The sequence below is a fragment of the Chryseobacterium sp. MMS23-Vi53 genome (genome assembly GCF_047651245.1).
Lineage (GTDB): Bacteria > Bacteroidota > Bacteroidia > Flavobacteriales > Weeksellaceae > Chryseobacterium.
Map to the genome: position 1 here is coordinate 1,401,010 of NZ_CP180265.1, position 24,779 is coordinate 1,425,788.

At 34.1% G+C, this 24,779-nt stretch carries 19 protein-coding genes; 8 read left to right on the forward strand and 11 right to left on the reverse strand.

Annotated elements, in window-relative coordinates; translation table 11 throughout:
• The first annotated feature begins 89 nt into the window (after window positions 1-89).
• The 4 genes from ACKX2A_RS06195 to ACKX2A_RS06210 all read left to right on the forward strand — a co-directional run bounded on the left by ACKX2A_RS06195 (window position 90) and on the right by ACKX2A_RS06210 (window position 4,646).
• Window positions 90-2,417 (forward strand): T9SS type A sorting domain-containing protein, encoded by a 2,328-nt coding sequence (locus ACKX2A_RS06195; RefSeq protein WP_415328389.1) that lies wholly within the window; start codon window positions 90-92, stop codon window positions 2,415-2,417.
• 206 nt (window positions 2,418-2,623) lie between these two features.
• On the forward strand, window positions 2,624-3,799 hold the full coding sequence (locus ACKX2A_RS06200; protein WP_415328390.1) for a thioredoxin family protein: 1,176 nt from the start codon (window positions 2,624-2,626) through the stop codon (window positions 3,797-3,799).
• Between the two features lie 3 nt (window positions 3,800-3,802).
• The gene (locus ACKX2A_RS06205; protein ID WP_415328391.1) at window positions 3,803-4,435 is read left to right on the forward strand and encodes a DUF3575 domain-containing protein; all 633 of its coding nucleotides are present in this window, start codon (window positions 3,803-3,805) and stop codon (window positions 4,433-4,435) included.
• Between the two features lie 4 nt (window positions 4,436-4,439).
• Window positions 4,440-4,646, forward strand: a complete 207-nt coding sequence (locus ACKX2A_RS06210) for a hypothetical protein (protein WP_415328393.1) — start codon at window positions 4,440-4,442, stop codon at window positions 4,644-4,646.
• 94 nt (window positions 4,647-4,740) lie between these two features.
• Here ACKX2A_RS06210 and ACKX2A_RS06215 read toward each other — a convergent pair whose 3' ends face one another.
• The gene (locus tag ACKX2A_RS06215; RefSeq protein WP_415328395.1) at window positions 4,741-5,937 is read right to left on the reverse strand and encodes an exo-beta-N-acetylmuramidase NamZ domain-containing protein; all 1,197 of its coding nucleotides are present in this window, start codon (window positions 5,935-5,937) and stop codon (window positions 4,741-4,743) included.
• A gap of 4 nt (window positions 5,938-5,941) precedes the next feature.
• Between ACKX2A_RS06215 and ACKX2A_RS06220 the strand changes: the two genes are divergently transcribed.
• Together ACKX2A_RS06220 and ACKX2A_RS06225 are read left to right on the forward strand one after the other, a co-directional pair.
• Window positions 5,942-7,171, forward strand: a complete 1,230-nt coding sequence (locus tag ACKX2A_RS06220; protein WP_415328397.1) for an ABC transporter permease — start codon at window positions 5,942-5,944, stop codon at window positions 7,169-7,171.
• Between the two features lie 122 nt (window positions 7,172-7,293).
• Window positions 7,294-8,277 (forward strand): PLP-dependent cysteine synthase family protein, encoded by a 984-nt coding sequence (locus ACKX2A_RS06225; protein WP_415328399.1) that lies wholly within the window; start codon window positions 7,294-7,296, stop codon window positions 8,275-8,277.
• 49 nt (window positions 8,278-8,326) lie between these two features.
• Here ACKX2A_RS06225 and ACKX2A_RS06230 read toward each other — a convergent pair whose 3' ends face one another.
• The 3 genes from ACKX2A_RS06230 to ACKX2A_RS06240 form a co-directional block, all read right to left on the reverse strand.
• Window positions 8,327-8,854 carry a hypothetical protein gene (locus tag ACKX2A_RS06230; protein WP_415328400.1) on the reverse strand — a complete coding sequence of 176 codons (528 nt, stop codon included), beginning with the start codon at window positions 8,852-8,854 and terminating at the stop codon, window positions 8,327-8,329.
• A 78-nt stretch (window positions 8,855-8,932) separates the two neighbouring features.
• Window positions 8,933-9,235, reverse strand: coding sequence for a chaperone modulator CbpM (locus ACKX2A_RS06235; RefSeq protein WP_415328402.1), 303 nt, complete (start codon window positions 9,233-9,235; stop codon window positions 8,933-8,935).
• Window positions 9,236-9,238: 3 nt separating this feature from the next.
• Window positions 9,239-10,159, reverse strand: coding sequence for a DnaJ C-terminal domain-containing protein (locus tag ACKX2A_RS06240; protein ID WP_415329420.1), 921 nt, complete (start codon window positions 10,157-10,159; stop codon window positions 9,239-9,241).
• Between the two features lie 93 nt (window positions 10,160-10,252).
• Between ACKX2A_RS06240 and ACKX2A_RS06245 the strand changes: the two genes are divergently transcribed.
• Complete coding sequence (locus ACKX2A_RS06245) at window positions 10,253-11,452, forward strand: dicarboxylate/amino acid:cation symporter (protein WP_415328404.1); 1,200 nt, start codon at window positions 10,253-10,255, stop codon at window positions 11,450-11,452.
• Window positions 11,453-11,583: 131 nt separating this feature from the next.
• On the opposite strand, the gene ACKX2A_RS06250 is transcribed toward ACKX2A_RS06245, so the two are convergent.
• Complete coding sequence (locus ACKX2A_RS06250; protein WP_415328405.1) at window positions 11,584-11,967, reverse strand: DUF779 domain-containing protein; 384 nt, start codon at window positions 11,965-11,967, stop codon at window positions 11,584-11,586.
• A 370-nt stretch (window positions 11,968-12,337) separates the two neighbouring features.
• Complete coding sequence (locus ACKX2A_RS06255) at window positions 12,338-13,867, reverse strand: aldehyde dehydrogenase family protein (RefSeq protein ID WP_415328406.1); 1,530 nt, start codon at window positions 13,865-13,867, stop codon at window positions 12,338-12,340.
• A gap of 180 nt (window positions 13,868-14,047) precedes the next feature.
• Between ACKX2A_RS06255 and ACKX2A_RS06260 the strand changes: the two genes are divergently transcribed.
• Window positions 14,048-14,971, forward strand: a complete 924-nt coding sequence (locus ACKX2A_RS06260) for a helix-turn-helix domain-containing protein (protein ID WP_415328407.1) — start codon at window positions 14,048-14,050, stop codon at window positions 14,969-14,971.
• Window positions 14,972-15,024: 53 nt separating this feature from the next.
• Here the strand turns inward: ACKX2A_RS06260 and ACKX2A_RS06265 are convergent, their stop codons facing one another.
• The 5 genes from ACKX2A_RS06265 to ACKX2A_RS06285 form a co-directional block, all read right to left on the reverse strand.
• On the reverse strand, window positions 15,025-16,515 hold the full coding sequence (locus ACKX2A_RS06265; RefSeq protein WP_415328408.1) for a RagB/SusD family nutrient uptake outer membrane protein: 1,491 nt from the start codon (window positions 16,513-16,515) through the stop codon (window positions 15,025-15,027).
• 13 nt (window positions 16,516-16,528) lie between these two features.
• On the reverse strand, window positions 16,529-19,360 hold the full coding sequence (locus ACKX2A_RS06270; protein WP_415328409.1) for a SusC/RagA family TonB-linked outer membrane protein: 2,832 nt from the start codon (window positions 19,358-19,360) through the stop codon (window positions 16,529-16,531).
• Window positions 19,361-19,759: 399 nt separating this feature from the next.
• Window positions 19,760-21,088: a hydroxymethylglutaryl-CoA synthase family protein gene (locus ACKX2A_RS06275; RefSeq protein WP_415328410.1), complete on the reverse strand. Its 1,329-nt coding sequence runs from the start codon at window positions 21,086-21,088 to the stop codon at window positions 19,760-19,762.
• A gap of 170 nt (window positions 21,089-21,258) precedes the next feature.
• Window positions 21,259-22,089: a T9SS type A sorting domain-containing protein gene (locus tag ACKX2A_RS06280; RefSeq protein ID WP_415328411.1), complete on the reverse strand. Its 831-nt coding sequence runs from the start codon at window positions 22,087-22,089 to the stop codon at window positions 21,259-21,261.
• Window positions 22,090-22,264: 175 nt separating this feature from the next.
• Window positions 22,265-24,778, reverse strand: coding sequence for a M1 family metallopeptidase (locus ACKX2A_RS06285; protein ID WP_415328412.1), 2,514 nt, complete (start codon window positions 24,776-24,778; stop codon window positions 22,265-22,267).
• Window position 24,779 lies beyond the last annotated feature (1 nt).

Sequence of the window (24,779 nt, forward strand, 5' to 3'; positions counted from 1 at the left end):
CGTATGAAGTCTTACTATTTCCCTGCATAATTTCTTTACTATTTTCTTCAAAAAATAAATTTGTATCTGTTAACAAATAGAACAGTATTATGAAGAAAGCTACATTTACTTTATTTTTTATTCTGTTTCTACAGCTTGCCTTTGCTCAGGTAAGTTTTGTAGGAAATCCGGAATACGGACGATTGAAGAATTTTGTTTATGACAAAACTATTCAAAACAAAATCTACGCTACGACTTATGTCGATAAACACATTATGGTTTCTAATGACAATGGAACAACCTGGAGTGTGCTTTACACTCTTCCCTATCCGGAATACGCTCCAAACATTCAGGAAATGCGACTTACAAATAATGGATCTGCACTTAGTTTCATTCAATATTTTGGTCCAGGAAGCACCTTAAACAAGGTAATTGTATTAGATATCCAATCATTAAGCATCATCAAGCAATTTAATATTCCGACGAATGAATCCGTTCAACAGATCAATAATTATGCGATTTATGATGATGGAACTATGAGTAAAGCAATGTTATTAACAAGCGGAAATTATGACAAAGCTTTCTACACAACAAATGGCAGTACAACATGGTCTAAAATCTACGATGGAGGAGATTTTGGAAATGTGCAGTTAGCTGATATTGCAATGGATTTCAGCAATCCTCAGATTTTATACATTGCTCGTGGTGGTGGCCCCGGAAATGTTGATGGCGGACTATTAAAATCCACAAATGCCGGAGCTACATGGACGGAATCTTTAAACGGTTTAATTCTTGAATCTCTTGCAATTGATCCAAATGAATCTGGAGTTTTGTATGCAGGAACAGGAGTTCTTTGGGCATATCCTACTCAGCATCAAGCAATTTATAAAACGACAGATGCTGCTGCATCTTGGACAGAACAAACAGGAATTTCGTGGTCTACAAGTGGAACAGGTCTAAGAAATGTTCCTGAAATTTCGATAAACCCTAATAATGCAAACCATGTGGTAGTATTAGGAGATGACAGAATTGCGGTAACTACGAACGGTGGAAGTACTTGGACGACTACTGTACATAATGGTCTTGTTGATGGATCTTCTTATTTTTACGGAATCAATACTGCTTTTAATCCTAGTAATTCTAATGAAGTTTTAATTGCCAACAACAGATATTCAAAAAAATCGATTGATAAGGGAATTACATTAACTACAATGACAAATCCTTTTTTTATCGGAATGGGAAAAATCAATGTTGTGAATGATAATAATGTTGATAAACTAATTTATGGTGTACAATATGGTTATACTGTGAAAAATCTTATTACAAACCAGGAAACACCGATCAACGTATACCCTTTAAGCGAATTCCCTCTTGGTGGACAAATCGGATTGATATATACCGACAGAAATAAAGCTGGAAGAGTGTATACTTACTCAACTTCTTTCATGGGTAATACAATTAATGTAAGTAATGATTATGGAGCAACCGTAACTCCTATTTACACAACTTACGATACAGGCTTCACTGCAGCAGAAACAGATCCGAACACTCCAACTACAACTTGGATTGCCACTTTCAATGGGGCAAATGCTACTTTGCTTAAATCTAATTTCCTTGATCCAAATAATGTTGTGAATGATTTTATCACATTGCCTTATGATGGAGATTATATTTATGGAATTAAAGTAAATCAAAATAACTCCAACGAAGTTTTGGTAACGGTAGGAAATAGATTATTTAAAACAATAAACGGAGGAACAAGCTGGACAGAAATTACAGCAGGTTTGCAGGGACTTTCCTTACCTAATATTGCTTTAAGTTTAGTTCAAAACCCTTTAAATATGAATCAGTACACAATGGCTGCTTCAAACGGAATATACACTTCTACCGATTCCGGAAACACGTGGACGAAGATCTATGACGGAATGATCCACAAAGTTGAACATTCAACAAAACAAAACGGACAAATCATCGCAATTACCAATTCATATCTAGATACGCTTCCAAGAGTTGTTTATACTAATGACAACGGGGCAAACTGGCAGACAAAAAATGCCTCAACTTACTTCAATACAACAGTGATAGACGGAACAGCTAGATTCGTAAATCCTACGACGGCTGAAGTTTATTTAACTACAAATTCTTTAGGTATCATTAAAGATATTATCAACTTCTCAACACTTGGAACTACAGATCCGGTGATCACAAAAGATGATATCAGTATTTATCCAAATCCGGCTTCAGATGTGATCAATATTAAATTTGGTAAAAACACGCCGAAGTTCAAAGCAACCTTATACAGCGCAGCAGGTCAATTAATTCTTACAGCTAACGACAAAAATATTATTGACATCTCAGGTCTTACAAAAGGAGTTTATCTTCTGAAAATAGATCAGGAAAATGACTCTACAATTGTCAAAAAAATTATTAAAAAGTAATTTCACAGTTCATATATAAGGTCAGAAAGCCATCCTTCCCAAGAGGATGGTTTTCTTATTTTTAAATCATCAATATTTAACTAATTCTTGTTAAAATTATATGTTAAATCTTAGTTAAACTCATGAAAACAAGTTATATTTCCAGCAATAATCATCTTCCATTTACGTTGAAAACAGTATCTTCGCTTTTTTAATTTTATTGACAAATGAAGAAGTTTATCTCCGGATTGTTTATTTTAAGTTCTGTAATTGCCTTTGCTCAGGAAGCTATTCAGTTTCAGGATATGCCGTTCAAAGACCTTGTTGCAAAAGCAAAAAAAGAAAACAAAATTGTTTTTATTGATGCCTATGCTTCTTGGTGTGGCCCATGTAAAATGATGGAGAAAAATGTATTCACTCAGAAATCTGTCGGAGACTATTTCAATTCCAGCTTTGTGAACGCAAGATTCGATATGGAAAAAGGAGAAGGAAGAGAAATTGCTGCAAAATATGGCGTTCGTTCCTATCCCACTTATCTATTCCTAAACGGAGACGGAGAGCTGGTTTCCCAAAACTTCGGATACATGGAAGAAAGTATGTTTCTTACAATGGCACAGGATGTAAATTCTCCCAACAACAAAAAAGGTTCATTAAAAGAACGATTTGCAAAAGGTGAAAAAGATCCTGAATTTTTGATCAATATCATGAAATTAAACTCTTCTTCAGATTTTAATTTTGCTAAACAGGCATCTGAAAGATATTTCGAAAACAAGAAAAAAACTGAAGAATTTTCAAAGGATGATGTTGGATTATTATTATTTTTCCTAAAATCAACAGATGATAAAAATTATAAAGTTTTTGCAGACAGAAAAGCAGAGATCATCAAATTTTTACCGGAAGAAACTTATAAAGAGTTTGATAATCAAATTAAATTAGCAAAAGTTGTTGAGCAATCTATTGATCAAACCAACAAAAGAATCAATGATGATTATTTCATGAAAATTGCCGAACCTTTGGTTGGAAAACATGATGCAGAAGTGAAATTAAATCAAACCAAGTTAAGCTTCTATGAACAAAACGCCAATTTTCCGGAATATGAAAAGGCTGCCTTAGCTTATTATAAAAATTCAGAAGCTTTCGAACCCAACGAATTATTAAAAGCAGCATGGGTATTTTCTGAACATGTAAAAACTGTTTCTTCATTAAAAAAAGCAGCAGAATGGGCAGAAAAATCTGTAATGAGGGGCGAAACTTCCGAGAATACGTTTATTTTAGCTAAACTTTATTTCTTGACTGGAAATAAAGATATGGCAAAAACATATGCCGAAATGTCGAAAAATCTGGCTAATCAGGCACAAAAAGATTCCACTTTAGCTGATGAGTTATTAAAACAAATAAAATAACAAATGTCGAAAATTAAATTTATCACAGGTTTTCTAACCCTATTTTTATTAGGAAGCTTAAATGCTCAGGAACAAGAGCAAAACCACGAAACAAGTGTTTATCTGAAAGGAAACGCTTTATTCATCCCAATCGGAATTGTAAATCTTGGTCTGGAGCACCAATTAAGCAAAAAATTCACCGTTCAGGGTGACGTTTTGATCTCTCCTTGGAAATCTTTTGCAGGTCACGAATTGCAGTATTATTCGGTTTCATTAGAAGGAAGATATTATTTTGATGAAGCCTTTAAGCATTGGTACATCGGTGCAAATATTGCAGGTTCTCGTTTTAATGCTCAAAAGTGGAATTATTGGAAAGATTTTGTTTTTACTGATGAAGAAACCGGGATTACTCGTAACAATTCCGATCTATACCAAAAAGGATATTCTGTAATATTTGGTGTAACGGGAGGTTATCAATTTAAAATTTCAGACCGTTGGAATGTCGATATTTATGCTGGAATTGGTACTTCTCAGGATTTCTACAAAGGATATGATCGAGTACGAGGTGATCGTTACGACAAAGCAAAAGACTATAACAAAAGTGGAGAAATTGTTCCTTACAGAGGAGGTGTAATGATTTCTTATAAATTAAAATAATCTTATGAAACTATTCGGAAGAAACCATATTATTATCTCGCTTATTACTTTTGTGATCCTTTTTTTAATGAATTACATTGGCAGCCAAGAAGCTGATAAACTGGAAAGAGCATTAATGACTGCAGGAGCCGGAGTTATCGGATTATCAATCGGACTTTTTATCTTAAATAAAGGAAAGAATGATAAAACTCCTCCTCAGAATTTTGACTAATGTTTAGGGTGAATTGTCAATAGTGAATTCGCTTTCGCTTGTGAATTTTAAAAATTGACTTGCAAAGCAAATTGAATATTGACAATTCACTTTTTTATTTTTCGTAAACAATATATTTCGTTCTAATCTTTTCGAATTTATCTAAATCAGATTTCCACGACTTTTTAATTTCAGCAATAGATTTTCCCGCGATAATCTGCTTTCTCAATTCATCCGTTCCGGACAAAGTATCAAACCAAAGATTTTTAAGGAAGAAATCTTGTTGTGGATTCTTATAATTTTTATATGCTTTAATTACCCATTCTAAATTTAATTCTCTTAAATCATTAGGATAACCAGAAAGATTTTCACCATAACAAAGTTTTCCGTTCAAGAAAGGTTCTTTTGCTCCAAAGTTTGGTTTGGGTGTAAATTGATAAGGCAAATCTGTTGTCCAAGGTGAACCATAAATTTGGAAAGGCAGATCCGTTCCTCTTCCCACAGAAACCTGCGTTCCTTCAAAAAAACATAAACTTGGATATAAATTAATCGACTTATCATTCGGTAAATTCGGTGAAGGTTTATCTAAAATTGGATAACGTTGATTCTTATGATAATTTTTCATCGGAATTAAAGTATATTTTGCCTCCACTCCATTCTTCAGCCATTTCTCCCCGTTTACCATTTTTCCATATTCACCAATAGTTAAACCATAAACAACAGGAACTTCATGCATTCCCACAAAACTTGTCCATTTCTTCTTTAAAACAGGTCCATCTGTATAGCCATCATGCGGATTTGGTCGGTCTAAAACCATCACCTCAACATTATTTTCTGCTCCGGCTTCCATTAAATAAGCCAATGTTGATATATAGGTATAAAATCTTACTCCAACATCCTGAATATCAAACACAACAACATCAATTCCTTTTAATTGTTCCGGCTTTGGTTTTTTATTGTTTCCATACAAAGAAACGATAGAAATTCCGGTTTTTACATCAACTCCGTTTTTTACTTTTTCTCCTGCATCTGCATCTCCTCGGAAACCATGTTCAGGAGCAAAAATTGATTTTATATTGATTCCATTTTTCACCAAAAAGTCGACAACGTGAGTTCGGTCGCTCATCAATCCGGTTTGGTTGGTGACAACTCCGATTGTTTTTCCTTTTAATAAAGGTAAATACAATTCCGGTTGATCTGCACCCGTTTTAAAATCAACTTTATCTTGAGTTTGAGAATAATATTGGTTGAATACTCCTAAAAAAATTAGGCAAATCAGAAGTAAATTTTTAATTTTGAAATCTAAATTCATAAGCTTGAAATTTCCTTTATATTTCTCTAGAAAAATAGCGTTTTCCAAAGATAACAAAAATAACCTATCAAGGGTTATCATCTTCATCGGCAGACTTTCCGTCGCGCTGGGAATCATTGTTTCTTTGATTACCGTTTCCACAGGATTCGGTTCTAAAAAAGCGATTAAAGAGCGATTGGCAGATTTCAGCGGACATATTACTGTAAAATCTACAAGATCAAATTCTTCGTACAATACTTCCGTTCTTGATAATCAGGGTTTAAATATTCAGAAAATAAAAGAAATTCCTGATGTAGAAACTGTTCAAAAATATGCTACGATTACAGGAATTATGCGAAATGAACACAGCTTTGCAGGAATTATTTTTAAAGGTGTCGGAAAAGATTTTGACAGTTTAAGATTCAAAAAATTTCTTGTTTCCGGAACCACTCCAAAAATGGAAGACAAAGGTTACAACAATGGCGTTACGATTTCTCAGAAAATTGCGAATGACCTCCATTTAAAAGTAAAAGACAGCATTGTGACGGTTTTTTCGAAAGCAGATCAAAAGCCTATTTACAGGAAATTTGAGGTTTTGGGAATTTACAAAACTGACATTAAAATGATTGACGATCAATTTGTTATCGGAGATATCAATCATGTAAGAAAAATTCAGGATATGAAACCCGATGAAGTGGGTGGAATTGATATTTTTCTGCAAAATGTAAACGATATCGACAAAGATTTTCCAGAAATCGAAAAGTTGATAGGTTATAAAAATTACGCTGAAAAAGCAACTGAAAAATTCCCTCAAATCACAGATTGGATCAGTATTTTCGATACAAATATTGCATTGATTATCATCATTATGCTAATCGTTGTTGTTATTAATATCATCATGGTTCTTTTAATTTTGATTATCGAAAGAACAAATTCTATCGGTTTATTGAAGACTTTAGGAGCAAGTAATTCTCAGATTAGAGCGACTTTTATTAATTATACTTTAATTATCATGATCCCCGGATTGCTGTATGGAAATGCAATTGGTCTTGGTTTAATTTTAATTCAAAAATTCTTTGGTGTAATTAAATTAAATCCTGAAAACTACTATGTAAGTACTGTTCCGGTAGATTTAAATCCTATTGCAATTATTTCAATTTCTGTTGGAATTTTAATTATTTCAGGTTTGGCTTTAATTATTCCAAGCTACCTGATTAGTAAAATTTCTCCTGTGAAGGCGATTAAGTATAATTAATTGGTGAATGGTCAATTAAAAAATTCACAAGGGAAGCAAATTCACAATTCACTTCTTTAACTCTCCCTTAACTCGGATAATCATTTTAAAGCCGTATCTTTGCATCGCTTTAAAAAACATTTATGAAATACGCACAAAACATCCTTGAAACCATAGGAAATACGCCAGTTGTAAAACTTAATAAAGTATTGGGTGAAGATTTTCCGGCTTTGGTTTTGGCAAAGGTTGAAACATTCAATCCAGGGAACTCTGTGAAAGACAGAATGGCTCTGAAAATGATTGAAGACGCAGAAAAAGATGGAAGATTAAAACCTGGAGGAACCATTATTGAAGGTACTTCCGGAAATACGGGGATGGGACTGGCTCTTGCCGCTATCATCAAAGGTTACAAATGTATTTTTGTTACGAATTCTAAGCAGTCAAAAGAAAAATGTGATATTCTTCGTGCCGTTGGAGCTGAAGTAATTGTTTGTCCTACAGACGTTAAACCTACAGATCCACGTTCTTATTATTCAGTTTCAAAGAGATTGGCTAAGGAAACGGAAAATGGCTGGTACGTGAATCAATATGATAATTTATCGAACAGAGCGGCTCATTATGAGTCTACTGCACCGGAAATCTGGGAACAGACAGAAGGTAAACTGACACACTTCGTAGTCGGAGCCGGAACAGGAGGTACCATTACAGGTTGTGGAAAATTCTTTAAAGAGAAAAATTCTGATATTAAGGTGATTGGAGTCGACACTTATGGTTCGATCTTGAAAGAAATCCACGAAACAGGTGAAATTCATTTAGAAAATGCTTACACTTATATTACAGAAGGGATCGGGGAAGATATTCTTCCTGAAAACTACGATATGTCTGTGATCGATCATTTTGAAAAAGTTACTGATAAAGATGGAGCTGTTTATGCCAGAAAATTAGCAAAAGAAGAAGGAATTTTCTGTGGATATTCTGCGGGAAGTGCGATTGCTTCTTTGGTTCAGATGAAAGATCAGTTCACGAAAGATGATGTTATTGTTGTACTTCTTCATGACCACGGTTCAAGATACGTCGGAAAAATTTACAACGATGATTGGATGAAGGAAATGGGTTGGTTGGATTAATCAGCTTTTCATATAAAATTAAAACTCAGAGTATTTGCTCTGAGTTTTTTTATTCTTTAATCTTTTGCTTTAAAACCTGTTTTAAAATACTGTAATCTTTCTCACTCATCGATTTTTTGGGAAACATATAACTGTATTTTCCCTCAACGGTAATAAATTCGCTATTGCTATCGAAATATTCGAAGTCTTTCCATTCGCTGGTTTCTTTTTCGCTATCAATATTTACAGTGAAGAAATTCTGGTCGAATGTGATTTCGTAGACTTTGCAGTTTTCAAGTTTGGTTAAATAACTGTTCACCTGCTTTTTCCATCTTGAAACTTTATTAATGCTGACAGAAAGGAAAATTGCACACAATAAAAACAGAAAGCTCACAAAATATAAAATTCCTGCTTTTTCTTTTGTAAAATCATCTTTAAAGAAAAACATTAACAGTAAGATTAATCCTACAACAATTGTAGTAATCATTTTTCCTCTTGTCGTCGATGAAAAGAACAAACTTCCTTGGTTTCCACTAAAATATATATCCTCGAAATCTTTTCTTTTAGGTTTTAAAACAATTACCTTTTCGTCACTCATACTTATTAATTTCTGTTTGCAAATATAGTTTTTTCATTCTATCATCAATAAATCCGCGCAACTATCAACCAAAAACCATCAACCATCAACAAACCCATCCCCGATTGCCGAAAGTTTATTCATCAATTCTCGGTTTCTTTGTTTTAAATCCTCCATTTTTTTCAGCATTTCATGAATAACTTCCAGTCCGGGAAGATTGATTTCCAAATCGTAATGCCAATTGGTGAACCGTTCAAAAGAAGGTAAATCTTCGTACATCAGATAACGGATTTCATTTTCTGTCTGAATATTCAACAAACCGGAATCTACCAATTCATCAAAAAAAGTAATTTCGATATTGTATATTTTTACGAGTTCTTCTCGTGATATTCTTTCACTCATGGCTTAGGAATTTTTAAGTTGTTCAAAAAGTTCTTTCTGCTTTTCGGTAAGATGGGTTGGTAATTTCACTTCGTAGGTTACAAATAAATCACCAAATTCACCGTCTTTTTTATAGACAGGAAAACCTTTTCCTTTTAATCTAACTGTTGTTCCGTTTTGGGTTTCAGGTTTTACTTTAAGATTTACGCTTCCATCCAACGTATTTACTTTTACGTCTCCACCTAAAACCGCAGTGTACAAATCAATTGAAACTTTTGTTTTCAAATCGTCACCAATTCTTTCAAAATTCGGATCAGCAGAAATATTAAAAGTGATGTATAAATCTCCGTTTGGACCATTATTAAAACCCGGATTTCCGTGACCTTTCAACTTGATTTGTTGTCCGTCATAAACTCCTGCAGGGATAGTAATTCTCACTTTTTTACCATTAATATCAAAAGTCTGCTGATGTGTTGTTGAGGCTTGTTTTAAACTTAAATTCAATTCTGCATTGACATCCTGACCTTTAAATTTTCCCGAAGCACTTCCCCTCGAACTTCTACCAAAACCACCTCCTGCTCCACCAAACATATTCTGGAAAAAATCTGAAAAATCCTCACCTTCCCCAAAATCAGCACCTGAAAATCCACCTCCGAAATTTCCACCCTGACTTTGTTGATATTGCCTTTGCTGTTGCTGAGCTTTTTCATATTCTTCACCATGCTTCCAGTTTTCACCGTATTTATCATACTTTTCACGATTTTCAGGATTGCTGAGAACTTCATTGGCTTCATTCAGCTCTTTGAATTTTTTTTCAGCTTCTTTATTATCAGGATTCAAATCCGGATGATGCTTTCTTGCTAATTTTCGATAAGCTTTTTTGATATCATCTTGCGTTGCATTCTTGTCTACGCCTAAAATTTTATAGTAATCTATATAAGCCATAGAAACGTTTTTACTCAAATTTAAGGATTTTATGAATGAAATTAATATAACGGAATGTTAAAAATAAACCTATCTTTGATTAAAAAGCACCGCATGAAAGAAGTGTTGAAAAACTATTCGGGAATCATACTTTTACTTTTAGGGATCACGGTTGGAAGCATCATCGGAATTGTTGCTCCTTCCATTGTCGATTATATAAAACCTTTAGGAGATATCTTTCTGAATTTACTTTTCGTAAGCGTTGTCCCATTGGTATTTTTTGCGGTTTCTAATTCGATTGCATCGTTAGAACAGGAATCTAAATTTGGAAAAATCATGGTGACGATGGCTTTTACTTTCTTGTTTTTTATCTTAACAGCAGCAATTTTCACGATTTGTGCAGTGTACGTTTTTCCTGTTTCGGGAGTTTCTGGAAGTAAGGAAATTGTTGAAGAAGCAACGAATAATGATAGCTGGGGAAACAGAATTGTAGGATTTTTTACTGTTGGAGAATTTACTCAGCTTTTTTCAAGACAAAATATGTTAGCTCTTTTAATTTTTGCTTTCATGACAGGATTTTCCGCAAGAAAAGCAGGAGAAAAAGGACAGGCTTTCAGGTCGTTTATTGCTTCAGGATATGAGGTGATGAAAGAATTGCTTTTATTAATCATGAAGGTTGCTCCGATTGGTTTGGGAGCATATTTTGCATTTCAGGTGGCCACTTTAGGACCTCAGCTTTTCGGATTTTATGCTAAACCTTTGGGACTGTATTATATTGCAGGAATTGTTTATTTCTTAGTATTTTTTTCATTGTATGCTTTTATGGCAAAAGGTCAGAATGGTGTGAAAAGTTTCTGGACTAACGCGATTTATCCGACTTTAACAGCTTTAAGTACTTGCAGTAGTTTTGCAACAATGCCTGCCAATTTACAGGCTGCCTCAAAAATTGGAGTTCCAAGTCAAATTTCAAATATTGTGATTCCGATTGGAACGACTTTGCATAAAAATGGCTCGTCGATGTCTTCGATTATTAAAATTTATGTGGCTTTTTTAATTATCGGAAGAGATTTTTTTGATCCGATGAATTTACTGTTGGCTTTAGGAATTACTGTTTTTGTCAGCATTGTTGCAGGAGGAATTCCGAATGGTGGATATATTGGGGAAATGTTGATGATTTCTGTTTATAAATTACCTCAGGAAGCCATTCCTGCTGTGATGATTATCGGAACTTTGGTTGATCCTTTGGCAACAGTCTTGAATGCAGTTGGACAATTGGTAGCTTCGATGTTTGTGAGTCGGTTTGTGAAGGTTTGATTATTTAAACACAAATTACACTAATGTTTACACGAATTTTCATTAATGACTTTTTAAACATAAACATCTGCGTCATCTGCGTGAAACTTTATATTTTTTTATCTCGCAGATTTTGCTGATTGAGCAGATTTTTACTCACTACGTTTTACAGGTTCTAGATTTTTAAGCTCTTCGGGAGTGAAAAGTGTATAAATAACTTTAAATGTTTTTCCTAAAGGTGTTTCCAAAGAAAACCCACCCGGTCCGAAACCGTCTACAACATCCAATGTAAAGTGTGAATATTGCCAATATTCGAATAAATCTCGGTCGATCCAGAATTCGTGGTTATTGATGGTTCCAATCATAGCATCATTCATTCTTGGGAAAAATCCACCTTTTTCGAAACATTGTGGTTGAGTTCCTTCGCAACAACCTCCGGCTTGATAGAACATCAAATTACCGTACTTTTTTTCTAACTCCCAAATTACTTCTAAGGCTTTTTCTGTTGCTGAGAGTCTTGATATTTTGGTTTGCATAATATTTTTTATTAAATGTCCTTTTGTATTGAAACAAAAGAACGAAAAATTCAAGACTTGGAAACTCCGGCTAAAAATGAATTTTATTCTCTAAAAATTCTAAAACTCGCGTAGAATTTTCTTAACGTTCACAAAAATCATTTTCTTAACGCCTCCATTTCCTAGGTCGTTTTTTATTAAAATTAAAAATTTGATGTCACTTTCTTTTACTGAACACCGCTTCTAAAGTTGTGCTGCGCGTGAGGGATAGGAAGGGTCTCGTTTGAAAAACGAGAGTGCAAAGCACCGAAACGAAGTGTAGCCCTGGATAGCCCGACCGTTTTTCCCCGTTGCCGAGACGGGGAAAACGGGCACGCCCTAATATTTAAAATTAAAAGAAACCTAGTTTGTTTTTGTTGTACGAAATCAACATGTTTTTAGTCTGACGGTAATGATCCAGCATCATTTTATGGTTTTCACGACCGATTCCTGACTGCTTGTATCCTCCAAAAGGTGCTCCTGCAGGGTAAGAATGATATTGATTCACCCAAACTCTACCCGCCTGAATCTGACGCGGAATGTTGTATAATTGATGCGCATCTCTAGTCCAAACTCCTGCTCCCAATCCGTAAATTGTGTCGTTGGCAATTTTTATCGCTTCTTCTTCATCTTTAAATGTTGTGAACGCTAAGACAGGTCCGAAGATTTCTTCCTGAAAGATTCTCATTCTATTGTTGCCTTTAAAAATCGTTGGCTGGATGTAATAACCGCTTTCCAGACCATCTCCTACATTGTTGGTATCTCCTCCTACAAGCACTTCCGCACCCTCTTCTTTTCCTAATTTGATGTAAGAAAGGATTTTATCTTTTTGAATCTGAGAAGCCTGAGCGCCCATCATCACCGTTTTATCCAAAGGATTTCCGACTTTAATTGCTTTTACTCTTTCAATAACTTTTGCGATGAAAGCATCTGCAATATCTTCCTGAACCAATAGTCTTGACGGGCAAGTACAAATTTCACCCTGATTTAAAGCGAAAAGAACTGCTCCTTCGATGGCTTTATCTAAAAATTCGTCATCCGCATCCATTACCGAACTGAAAAAAACGTTTGGAGATTTTCCTCCCAATTCCAATGTTACAGGAATAATATTTTCTGTAGCGTACTGCATCACCAAACGACCTGTCGCTGTAGAACCAGTAAACGCTGCCTTATTCACTTTTGGATTGGTAACCAATGCTCTTCCTAATTCTGCCCCGAAACCATTAACGATGTTCACGACTCCAGGAGGAAGCAAATCGCCAATGATTTCCATTAAAATCATGATAGAAATCGGAGTACTTTCTGCCGGTTTTAAAACGACACAGTTTCCTGCTGCCAAAGCCGGAGCTAATTTCCAAACCGCCATCAAAATAGGGAAATTCCATGGGATGATTTGAGCGATAACGCCAAGCGGTTCGTGAACGATTAAAGAAACCGTATCTTTATCCAATTCGTTGTGAGAACCTTCTTCTGCTCTGATTACCGAAGCAAAATATCTGAAATGGTCTATTGCCAAAGGGATATCTGCTGCCAAAGTTTCTCTTACTGCTTTCCCGTTGTCGATGGTTTCTACCGTTGCAATGTATTCTAAATTCTGCTCGATTCTGTCGGCAATTTTATTTAAAATAATGCTTCTTTCTGTTGAGGAAGTGTCTTTCCAGGTTTGGATGGCTTTTTCAGCAGCATTTACCGCCAATTCCAAATCTTCTTTGGAGGAATGGGCTGCCTGAGTGAAATTTTTGCCGTCAACCGGAGAAACTACATCAAAATACTGTCCGTTTACGGGAGCTGAAAATTTTCCATTGATATAGTTATCGTATCTGTTTTTGAACTCAGGCCACTGCAATAGCGTGTCTGATTGTTGTTGTGTTGTAGTGCTCATATTCGTACGTTTTAATTTTTTTATCTCACCAAATTACACTTACCTACAACATTCGAATAGCACAATCGTACAAAAAAACTTCAAAATCGTGCAGAGTGCTAATTTTATAATTTCATTAACAATCGAATACGTTGATAATTTTCTATATTTGAATATATAGGCAATAAAAAATGTTTAGAAATGAACAATAGCAAGATTTTATTAAAAACTCCTGAACTGAAAAGGGAAAACCAGCTAATGAGTTTAGTTGAAAATCAGACAAAATTCAATCTAAACAATTGTGAATTCAGTATTTATGAGACTCACAAAGCAGCTTTTGACATAAAACTGCATTTTGAAACGATTGCATTCACTGCAATGCTTCGCGGCAAAAAGCACATGAAAATTGATCATAAAACGAATTATTTTGATTATTTCCCCGGAGAAAGTGTATTGGTTTCGCCAGGAGAAACGATGGTTATTGATTTTCCTGAAGCCGATGAAACCCCATCACAGTGCATTTCTTTGAGCCTAAATCCTGAATTTATTGAAAATTCTCTAAATCATTTAAATTATCATCTTCCAAAAGTTGATGAAACTTCCCGGTGGAATATTGAGCTGGATGAATATTTTTTATTTAATAATCAATCTCTTGCTTCTGCCACCAACAATATTATGAGAATTGCGATGGATGATAATTCACAAAAAGATATTATGGCAGATTTTGCATTGAAGGAGCTTTTAATCCGATTGATGCAGACTCAGGCGAGAAGTATGGTAGAGAAAAATATTGCTAAAAATAAATCCAGAATTGGTTTTGCAGTAGATTATATACGAAAAAATCTTCATCAAAAATTATCTATTGATAGTATCGCAAAATTGGCGTATGTAAGTAAATCCAATTTCTTTAAAATGTTTAAAGATGAGTTAGGAACTTCACCTAATGAGTTTATTTTGCAGGAAAGAATTAATCGTGCTAAAGAATTATTAGCAAGTCAGAATAGTATAAAGGAAACAGCTTATCAGACTGGTTTTTCGGATGCGAATTATTTTACTAGAGTTTTTAAGCAATTTGTGGGGGTGACGCCGAAGAGTTATCAGGATAAGATCTTATTTTTGGAATGAAAAAGCCCTGTCCAAAGACAGAGCCAAAATATTAAATTTGTTGTATGAAGTGTTTAGTAACCAGTATTTTGAACCAAGTTTGGATTTAAATTAATTGCATCTTGAGGAATAGGTAAAACAAATCTGAAGTTACCTGCCGGAAGAGTTTTTAAAGCTCCTGTTGGAGCATCTCCACCACCGCCGTTTGCTGACGATCCAAAATCGGATCTCACTACAGATTGTCCTAATCTTTTGATTGTCCAGAATCTATCGTTTTCAAAAGCTAATTCTAATCTTCTTTCGTTGTAAATTGCATTTAATAAAGCTGTTCCGGTTTCTGTTCCCGGGACATATGGAGAATCTGTAGTTCCATATCTTTGAGTTCTTAAAATATTAAGTAACTGAAGCGCTCTTGTAGGATTAGGAGCTGTAGATTTCATATATGCTTCTGCAACATTTAAATAAACTTCTGCCGATCTAAGAAATTTTATGTCTACGACTTGACCTACTGTTGAACCTGTTCTTGATCTATACTTAATAACATGATTATATGGTATGCTGCCAAAATTTGCAGTAAGTAGATAAGCTGGTTTTCTTATATCTGCATTTGCACCTGTTCCTCCATACTTATTAAACAAATCATAATCCACATTATATTCTGAACGAATTCCAGATGAATTTTGATTATAGGCTACACCAACTGTAACATTATCAGTACTTAAATTTGAATTTAAAATTGTAAATAATTCTCCATCATCTGAAGCATCTCTCCAAATATTTATGAAATTGGCATTCGTACCTACAGAAGGATTTGCTGCAATACATTGTTCACCATATAAAACAGCATTATTATAATCACCTTTATATAGATATACTCTTGATAAAAATCCTAAAATTGAAGTTTTATTTAATCGCCCTATTGAACCATTATTAGCATTAATTTTAGCTAACGCATCCTGTAAATCGGCTATAATTTTATCATAAGAAGCAGTTACTGTAGCATCTCTGGAAGGCTTTATTTCCGGATTAAAAGTTGTAACATAAGCAATACCTAATGAAGATGAGGCACCTGAACTTTGAGTCGGAATTTTGGCATAAGCTCTCACCAAATCAAAGTGTGCTATTGCTCTTATAGCCTTTGCCTCCGCTTCTACATTTTTCATGAAATTTGTATAAGGAACTTTGTTTAGATTATCTAAAACATAATTTGCTCTTGATATTACCTGATATGCTGAAGCATATAATGCCGTAACAGCATTATCTTGCGGAGTATATGACCATTCATAAGCTTTTTTATTGGTTTGTCTTCCTTGTGGATTTAAAATAAGATTATCTGCCAATACATCCCCTAAAATGATAGAACTTCCAGTATCTCCATTGTAATAAGTTGGACTTTTAAAAGCGTCATAAGCACCATCCAAAACCAATCGATAATTTGACTCAGTTGTAAAAATAGTTGAAGGCGCATCTTGATTATTCGGAAGGATATCAAATCTTTCATCACTACATTGCAATAATGATAACATTGCTAGTGATAATAAAGATATACTAATTATTTTTTTCATATTTCGTTGTGTTTTAAAATTCTACTTCTATTCCAAATAAGTAAGTTTTTACAGCAGGATAACTGTATTGTGCAAAGGCTCCATTGATAAATGTTTGCCCTGCTCCCGTCTGATTTTCTCCAGATCCTACAGAAACTTCCGGATCTCCTTGAAATTTCGTCCAAGTTGCCAAGTTTTGTCCTGTTAATGAAACTCGAATTTTATTTACAGGAAAAGATTCTCCAAAGGATTTCTTATCGAATGTATATCCTATACTTACATTTCGTAATCTTATATAAGAAGCATCTTGTAAAAACCTGTCTGTAGTTTGCAACCCTGTAATTCCTCCTGGGGCATTTGTAGTATTATTAGGTCTTGGCAAAACATCTGTATGACCTGGAGTTGTCCAATAATTCACAGCATCTGCTCTCATATTACTTGTTGCACCACTAGAGTAATTAAGCATATCTCGAGTCATGTAGTTATAAGTATAATTTCCTGATTTGTAAGTGAAATCTGCCTGAATATCTAACCCTTTGTACGAAACTGATGTACCAAAACCTCCGAATAATTTTGGAAGAGGAGATTTTCCTTGTAGTAATACCGCATCATTTGCATTATATATTTCAGTTGTACCGCCGTCTTTGGTATAATAAATCTCATTTCCATTATTTGGATTAATACCTGCACTTCTTACTAAATAGAAAGAAAATGGTTCTTCACCCTCTCTCAGTATATTAATACCTTGAATTCTTTCTTTTTCTCCTTCTCTCAATTTATTCAACTTATAGCTCATTAAACTAGTATTGGCTCTTACGCTCCAAACAAAATCTTTTGATTTTATTAGGTCTGCCGATAAACTAACTTCTAATCCCTTATTTTTCAGGTTTCCAGCATTAATACTTTGTGTATAAGCTCCTCCTTCAGAACCAAGATTTGGAACAAACAAAATAAAATCTTTTTTCTGATCAATAAAATAATCTACAATACCTCTTATTCTATTTTTCAACAATCCAAATTCAGCTCCATAGTTTTGAGATTTTGTAATCTCCCATTTTAGATCAACATTACCATAGTTTAAATTTGGATTTATTGTAGGAAAAGTTCCAATTGCGCCACCAGACATCAAAATATTATTTAAATTAAGTCCAATATTGTTATAACCTCTTGTACCTATGGATGCTCTAAGCTTCAATAAAGAAAGAATATTATTGCCCTTTAGGAAATCTTCATTTGTAATGTTCCAAGCTCCACTTAATGACCAGAATGGTTCAGACAAAACATTATTTTTACCAAATCTGGAATCCTTATCCTGTCTTATTGATGCTGTCAAAATATATTTTTTAGCAAAATCATATGTTAAAAAAGCACCATATGAGAAAGTTCTGTATAATTCATCATATCCTGCAACGGCAAAGGGGGTAGAAGCATTATCTAATTCGCTTAAAGAAGGAGATGAAAAGTTTCTTCCGGTTCCACTTATATAATCATTTTTAAACTCTGCATACTCCACCAATCCTAATAAATCTATGCTATGATCACCAAAAGTTTTAACGTAATTAAGAGTATTAGAATTAATATATCTGAAACGATTTTGGTTTTGTTCAACTACACTTCCATTAATACCTAAAACAGTATCTAAATAAGATCCTCTAAGAACTTTACTCGTTCTTCTTAAATTATTAAAATATCCGCCAAGCTGTGTTTTGAAATTTAAGCCTTCTACTATTTTATATTGAGCAAAAACGTTTCCGTCAAAAATTAATGAATTAATATTTTCGGGGTTATATTTAAGAGCCTCTAAAATCGGGAAGCCCTGTTTTGTTGGATTATAAGAACCATCAGCATTATAAACAGGTTCATAAGGATTATAGGAATACATAGCTCTAAAAGGGTTTTGAGCATTATTTCTATCTCTAATTTCTTGAGACATACTGTAATTTACCCCCATTGAAGCTCCGAAACTCAATCTGTCTGTAGGATTGGCTTCATATTTCATTCTTCCTGTATAACGTTTGTAAGCGTGAATATTCTCAACAATCCCGTTATCCGAATCATATCCTAAAGAGAAAGTGTACTTTGACTTATCGTTTCCGCCTCTTATCCCAACTTGGTAAGATTCAATAGCCGAAGTTCTTAAAATATCTTTTTGCCAATCATGATCCATGGATAATGCTGTAGCCATATTTGCATCCGTCCAAGATGTGTATCCTGCAATACCTAGCGCCAACATTTTCTTCTCATAATCGATCTTTTCAGAAGCGTTCATCATTCTGAAATTGATATCCTTTATCTTTTCTGAGAAGCCAATACGTGAGCTTAAAGTAATAACCGGTTTCCCTGATTTTCCACTTTTTGTAGTCAAAACTATAACTCCATTCGCACCCTGAGATCCGTAAATAGCAGCTGCTGCTGCATCTTTTAAAATAGAAATATTTTCATAATCATTAGGATTAATTGAATTGAAAACATCCTGGGCTCTTTGATCATTTCCTACAATAAAGCCATCGATTACAAACAATGGATTTGAGGCTCCTACACTTGTCGTAATATTTCCAAGACCACGTATATTAATTACAGATCCCCCTCCGGGCTTACCATTTAAAGCTGAAATATTTACGCCTGCTGCTTTCCCTTGTAAAGCGTTAGTACCCATAGTGGAAGAAGAAAAATTGGATAGTGCTTTTGCAGAAACTACCGTAATTGCGGAAGTTACCTCGTCTTTAGATTTTTTTTGGTATCCTGTTACAACTACCTCATCAATAGATTTTTCTTTTAAAGAATCTTTTTCTTTTTTTTGCCCCATTACAAACTGACCGGTGAAAAATAAAACACCAGTTGTCACAAGACACAGTTTAACATTCATGTTTTTAAATTTTTGCATTTTTACGAAACAAAAATGTTAATAAGTTTTAAAGAATCAAAGTTTTATTTATTTGAAAATCAAATAAATAAAACGAAAAATTTCAATAAAATGCAATTTTAGATTAAAGATTTAATTATAATTTAATTTAAGTCTATTAAAAATATTTTATCCATACTAATTATTGTGATTTTTTTTAAATTATAAAAAAAATATTATTCAGATTAATATTTTTGACAATTAATTAATAACAATTCTTAAAATTTAATTTCAAACGAAAAAATTTTATTAAAAAAGTTCCTTTAAGATTAATAATGAAATTAATTCACAAAATGACAATTTAACCCACTAAAAAAACACCTCATACTTGAGATGTTTTTAAAATTTTATATTTGAATTTAATTATCCTTGATAATCATAATACCTTGCTCCTTTCAAAACCGGATTTTCCAATTCCACAGATTTCAATCCAAAACCTTTGTAATTTTCATTAACAGACTTTTCCAATTGCTTTCTGTGAAGCTTTTCATAAGTATTAAAATCAATAGCTGTTCTGTTTTTCAAACCTTCAAATAAATCCCATTTTGCCACCACATTTTTCCAGTTTTCTGAAACTTTTCCGGCAAAAACTTTGGATTTTGAACCGCTTCCATAACCTAAAAAACCAATTTCTTGGTCTGCCAATTCTTCATTTTCATTGAAAGAGGTCTGTAACGCAGAAAGTAGAGCCATAAAAATCGAGGCTGTGTACATATTTCCAATTTCGGAAGAAGCACGTTGAGATTTTTCAATTTTATCATTAATAAACTGAATATAATTCTCTGATTTTGCCACTGCTTTTTGGTCTTCAGGCGTTTTGAAAGACAACTCATTTTCTAAGCTGTAAATTTCTGTGAAAACTCTTTTTCCGTGGAAAGCATAAGGAAGATGAAAAATAAGATACTTCCAAGCTTCATATGGTTTATTTTTTCCTGTGATTTCTTTGTAATGGTTATATGCTTCACGAATTCTATCCTGATAACATTGATTGGAATATTGTCCATCAAAAACGGGCTCGTCCGTAAAAATTTCAATTTTTTCAGGGAAATTCTCGGGGGCACTTGTCAAGTCTTCTTTTTTGAAATGACGTCTAGGCTTAAAAAAATCGAACACACTTTCTGTTGCAACACCCCAATTATTTTCAATCTCAATTAAGTCCGGTTTTGAAGAAACCAAAACAGCTACTGCACCACCACCCTGTGTGTATTCTCCGGAAGAAGCCAATTCGTATTTAGCATAATCACTTGCAATTACAACCGCTTTTTTATCAGGATTTGCTCTTACAAAATCCAACGAATTATGTAACGCATCCACTGCACCAATGCATGCAAAAGTCATGTCTACAACGTCACAGTTTTTGAAGCACCTTTCTCCAAATTCTGCCTCCAAAACTTCTTCAACCATCTGCATCGCGTAGGAAGCTGTTGGTTTTGCCGCATCCAAGGCACTTTCAGTACCTAGATAAATCCTTGATATTTCTTTTGGATTGATGTTGTAATCTTTAATCAGTTTCATTAAAGCTTCTGCTGCAAACGTTGCTGCATCTTCATGAACATCAGGAAACCCCATCTTATGCAACCCCAAACCTTTTTCCAATTTTGCAGGTTCAATTCCTCTTTTCTCTGCTAAATCCTTAATTTCCAAATATAAAGAGGGCACATAATAGCTTGCCGCCTCAATTCCAAAAGTCATACTATTTTAATTTTATACGAATTTAAAAAATGTAAACGTTTAATCATCTATGATTTTTACCAAATTTTTTGATTTTTTTGAATAAAAACAATTTTACTAAAAAAGACATCCCAAAAGAGATGTCTTACTGTAAATTATCAATTAAGTTTAAATCTTCCTGTTGCTTTTATTTAATTTTTAATGATTTTAAAAGTCTCCGTTCTCTGATCTGTTTTTCCCGAAATAATATACATTCCTTTATTTAATGCAGAAAAATCAACACTTCCCTGTTCCGAATTTGCTTTCTCCGTCCTAACTTTCCTTCCGTTCGCATCATAAATAGTAATTTCGTTGATCTTTTCCCTACCTGTATAACTCAATATGCTTTTTACAGGATTTGGATAAAATTTAATCGTTGATTTAGAATTTAAAACATCATTTACACTTAGAACATCATTGCTGATCGTCACATTATCAATTAATGTAGAATATCCCTGAGCATTTTCACATTCGATGGCAATCTGATAAATATTAGGCGGCATTCCGATGTTTCCGAAAAAATACCACGAATTAAATGGCGGCTGAAACCCCATTAAAGTATTCCATGGATCATTTGCAGACATACGATAGTAGATTCTTACCCAATTTGCATTTCCGTTCTGCTGAGGATTGATGAGGTAAAAACTTATTTTCGGAGAAGAAAGTGCAGACGAATTCAGTGGCGGACTCACCAGTTTAGTCTTGTCGGCATTCGAAGAATTAGCAGGAAAATTTGCAAATTTTGTTCCTCCGAAAGCTGTAACTCCCGAACTTCCTGTTGTTGCAGATGATGCAAAAGTCCAAGTCATGTTGTTGGTTTCATAAATCTGCGTCCAGCTCGATCTTGTTGGAGAATTATCTTCAAAAGTTTCTGTCCAGGGAAAGGTAGAAACCTGCGCTTGTACACCTATTGACAAAAACGCCAATATGGACGGCAAAAAATACCGATTTTTTAAATTTTTAGAAAATAAAGTTGTTTTCATTGAATAAATTTAATTATATTAATTTCGCAACAAAATTATAATTATAAAATTAAATAATCAATATTTTAACGAAATATTTAAATTAAACTTAACAATAATCAATTTTAAAAACAAAAATAACCGCTATAAAAATAACGGTTATCATATTTTTTTAATTAATTATTTTAATTGAAATTTATTTAAAATCTTCAATTGATTTATTAATAGCGTCAATCTGTTTATTAATGCTTGCCGCGTTTTGAGGATTTTGTTTCAAAAGCTCCATTTTCTTAGCAAGACCCTCTTTCAACATCTGGCTTATCATCATTTTTACTTGAGGATTGTCACCCATTTGTCCTTTTGCCTGACCCAACATTTTGGTGATGCTTTCTGTTGCTTTTAAGTTATCTGAACTCATGATCCAGTTGTATCCTTCTTCCGCAGACTTTCCTAATTCAGCATTTTGGAATTTAATGAAAGGATAGAAAGCCGCCACCTGAGCGATATTCGCCATCTGAGAAGTTACTTTATTTTTAACGATAATTGGCAATAATTTATCCAGCAAACTGTCCGGAGCGCCTTCCAAATCGATTTTATCAGCATAAGCACTTGCTTTTGAAGGATCGATTTCCACGATTGCACTTACAGAGCTACCTTTCACAGCGTTTGAAACTGCATTTACTCCTTTTTCGAAAAGAGGAATGTATTTTTTATCTTTTGTCTTTGCTAAAGCTGAAATGGCAGCTGCCTGAACCAAGGTTTTCGGATCATTTGCTGCTAATTTTTCAACATCAGAACCCATCGCTTTAAATTGCTCCGGATTTGATAAATCCATCAACTGCAAAGCCTTAATTCTTGTTCTGAAGAAAGGATCTTTGATCGCTGCCGCCAATAATTTTGTCGCTGCAGGATTTTTGCCAACCTGATCTTTTATTCCGTTTAGAGCATTGTATTTGCTTTTAAATTCTTTCGAACCTAAGAATTGCATCAAATTTTGCTCAGGAGTTTTTGTATCGGTAATATCTGCAACCAAAATTCCATCTGCGTTGATATTTACTAAATCTGCATTTTTAGAAACATCAAAATTGAAGCTGTTTTTAGCCGTTGCATTTACCCAAACATTATATCTTTTAGGTTTTCCGTTGTCGTAAACATCGATTGCCAAAGGAAATTCGAATGGCTGATCCTGAGTTTGCTCAATAACAACAGTTGTTTGTTTTTTAACCGGTTCGAAGGTGTAAGAATATTTAATTTTCGGATGTCCGCTTCCAAAATACCATTGATTGAAGAACCAATTCAGGTCTCGTCCTGAAACTTTTTCAAAAGATAATCTTAATTGATGCGCTTCACCGTTTTGATATTCATACGTTTTCAGATAATCGTTTAAACCGGCAAAGAAAGCATCGTCACCCAAATAATTTCTTAACATATGAAGAATTCCTCCACCTTTTTGATACGTCACCAAGTCGAAAACATCTTCACGAGAATCATAATCGAATCTTACCAAATCTTTCTTGAAATCGGCAGGATTGTGAATGTAGTTGCCCACATCTTTCATCTGATGATAATCTGCCTGGTCTTTTCCATATTTATATTCGTTCCAAAGATATTCAGAATAATTTGCAAAAGATTCATTTACAGTCAGGTTACTCCAGCTTTCTGCCGTTACCAAATCTCCAAACCATTGGTGGAATAATTCGTGAGCGATTGTATCTTCCCAAGTATTTTCGTCGATTAATTGTCCCGGTTTTTGCAAAATATCACTTCCGTGAAGCGTTGCTGTTGTATTTTCCATCGCACCACTCACATAATCTCTTCCTGAAATCTGCGCATATTTCGCCCAAGGATAATCGTAACCCAATTTTTTAGAGAAAAACTCGATCATTTCCGGAGTATTTCCGTAGATCTGTTTTGCGTAAGGTTCGTACTCTTTTTCGATATAATAATCCACCGCAATATTTCTCCATTTGTCTTTCACAATCGCGTATTCACCCACTCCCATGAAGAAAAGATAAGTTGAATGTCTTTTATCCATCACCCAATGATCTGTTCTTAAACCATTTGCTTCTTTTTGAGAATCTTTTAAAAGTCCGTTGGAAAGCGTCACATATTTATCAGGAACCGTCATGTAGATCTCCTGAGTTGTTTTCTGATTCGATTTATCAATCGTCGGGAACCATGCCGAAGAAGATTCAGTTTCACCTTGAGTCCAGATTTGTGTTGGTTTATCCGGATCTTTTCCTTGTGCATTAATGAAATACAAACCTTTAGCATCATTAATTGCAGCACTTCCCTGTTGTTTCACCTCATTCGGACGTGCTGTATATTTAATATAAACCGTGTAATCCTGATTTTTCTGATAGGTCTTATCTAAAGTGATTTTCAATACATCATCCTTATAATCATATTTTAAAGGAGATTTTTTACCATTGATATCCAAAGCTACTTCATGAATCAACATTCCTTTTGCATCTAGCGTCAATTCGTTGGTTGGATAGAAAAAAGGAGCAGCAGTAAGCCATTCTTCCCCATTCATTTGTTCCTTCTGATAGTCGAAATTTACTTTTAGCTTCGTATGTTTTAGTTCCGTCACTTTCGTGTGAGTGGCTCTGTACACCTTTTCTCTACCCGAAGTTTCGGTTTGTGCTGCTACATTTGTGGAAAAGAAAACTCCACTCAATAAAGCAATCGATAAAATGGCTTTTTTCATT

Excerpts from the sequence above, each read along its gene's own strand:
- ACKX2A_RS06195 (WP_415328389.1), top strand. The coding sequence starts at position 90 with ATGAAGAAAGCTACATTTACTTTATTTTTTATTCTGTTTCTACAGCTT.
- ACKX2A_RS06200 (WP_415328390.1), top strand. The coding sequence starts at position 2,624 with ATGAAGAAGTTTATCTCCGGATTGTTTATTTTAAGTTCTGTAATTGCC.
- ACKX2A_RS06205 (WP_415328391.1), top strand. The coding sequence starts at position 3,803 with ATGTCGAAAATTAAATTTATCACAGGTTTTCTAACCCTATTTTTATTA.
- ACKX2A_RS06210 (WP_415328393.1), top strand. The coding sequence starts at position 4,440 with ATGAAACTATTCGGAAGAAACCATATTATTATCTCGCTTATTACTTTT.
- ACKX2A_RS06215 (WP_415328395.1), bottom strand. The coding sequence starts at position 5,937 with ATGAATTTAGATTTCAAAATTAAAAATTTACTTCTGATTTGCCTAATT.
- ACKX2A_RS06225 (WP_415328399.1), top strand. The coding sequence starts at position 7,294 with ATGAAATACGCACAAAACATCCTTGAAACCATAGGAAATACGCCAGTT.
- ACKX2A_RS06230 (WP_415328400.1), bottom strand. The coding sequence starts at position 8,854 with ATGAGTGACGAAAAGGTAATTGTTTTAAAACCTAAAAGAAAAGATTTC.
- ACKX2A_RS06235 (WP_415328402.1), bottom strand. The coding sequence starts at position 9,235 with ATGAGTGAAAGAATATCACGAGAAGAACTCGTAAAAATATACAATATC.
- ACKX2A_RS06240 (WP_415329420.1), bottom strand. The coding sequence starts at position 10,159 with ATGGCTTATATAGATTACTATAAAATTTTAGGCGTAGACAAGAATGCA.
- ACKX2A_RS06245 (WP_415328404.1), top strand. The coding sequence starts at position 10,253 with ATGAAAGAAGTGTTGAAAAACTATTCGGGAATCATACTTTTACTTTTA.
- ACKX2A_RS06250 (WP_415328405.1), bottom strand. The coding sequence starts at position 11,967 with ATGCAAACCAAAATATCAAGACTCTCAGCAACAGAAAAAGCCTTAGAA.
- ACKX2A_RS06255 (WP_415328406.1), bottom strand. The coding sequence starts at position 13,867 with ATGAGCACTACAACACAACAACAATCAGACACGCTATTGCAGTGGCCT.
- ACKX2A_RS06260 (WP_415328407.1), top strand. The coding sequence starts at position 14,048 with ATGAACAATAGCAAGATTTTATTAAAAACTCCTGAACTGAAAAGGGAA.
- ACKX2A_RS06265 (WP_415328408.1), bottom strand. The coding sequence starts at position 16,515 with ATGAAAAAAATAATTAGTATATCTTTATTATCACTAGCAATGTTATCA.
- ACKX2A_RS06270 (WP_415328409.1), bottom strand. The coding sequence starts at position 19,360 with ATGAATGTTAAACTGTGTCTTGTGACAACTGGTGTTTTATTTTTCACC.
- ACKX2A_RS06275 (WP_415328410.1), bottom strand. The coding sequence starts at position 21,088 with ATGACTTTTGGAATTGAGGCGGCAAGCTATTATGTGCCCTCTTTATAT.
- ACKX2A_RS06280 (WP_415328411.1), bottom strand. The coding sequence starts at position 22,089 with ATGAAAACAACTTTATTTTCTAAAAATTTAAAAAATCGGTATTTTTTG.
- ACKX2A_RS06285 (WP_415328412.1), bottom strand. The coding sequence starts at position 24,778 with ATGAAAAAAGCCATTTTATCGATTGCTTTATTGAGTGGAGTTTTCTTT.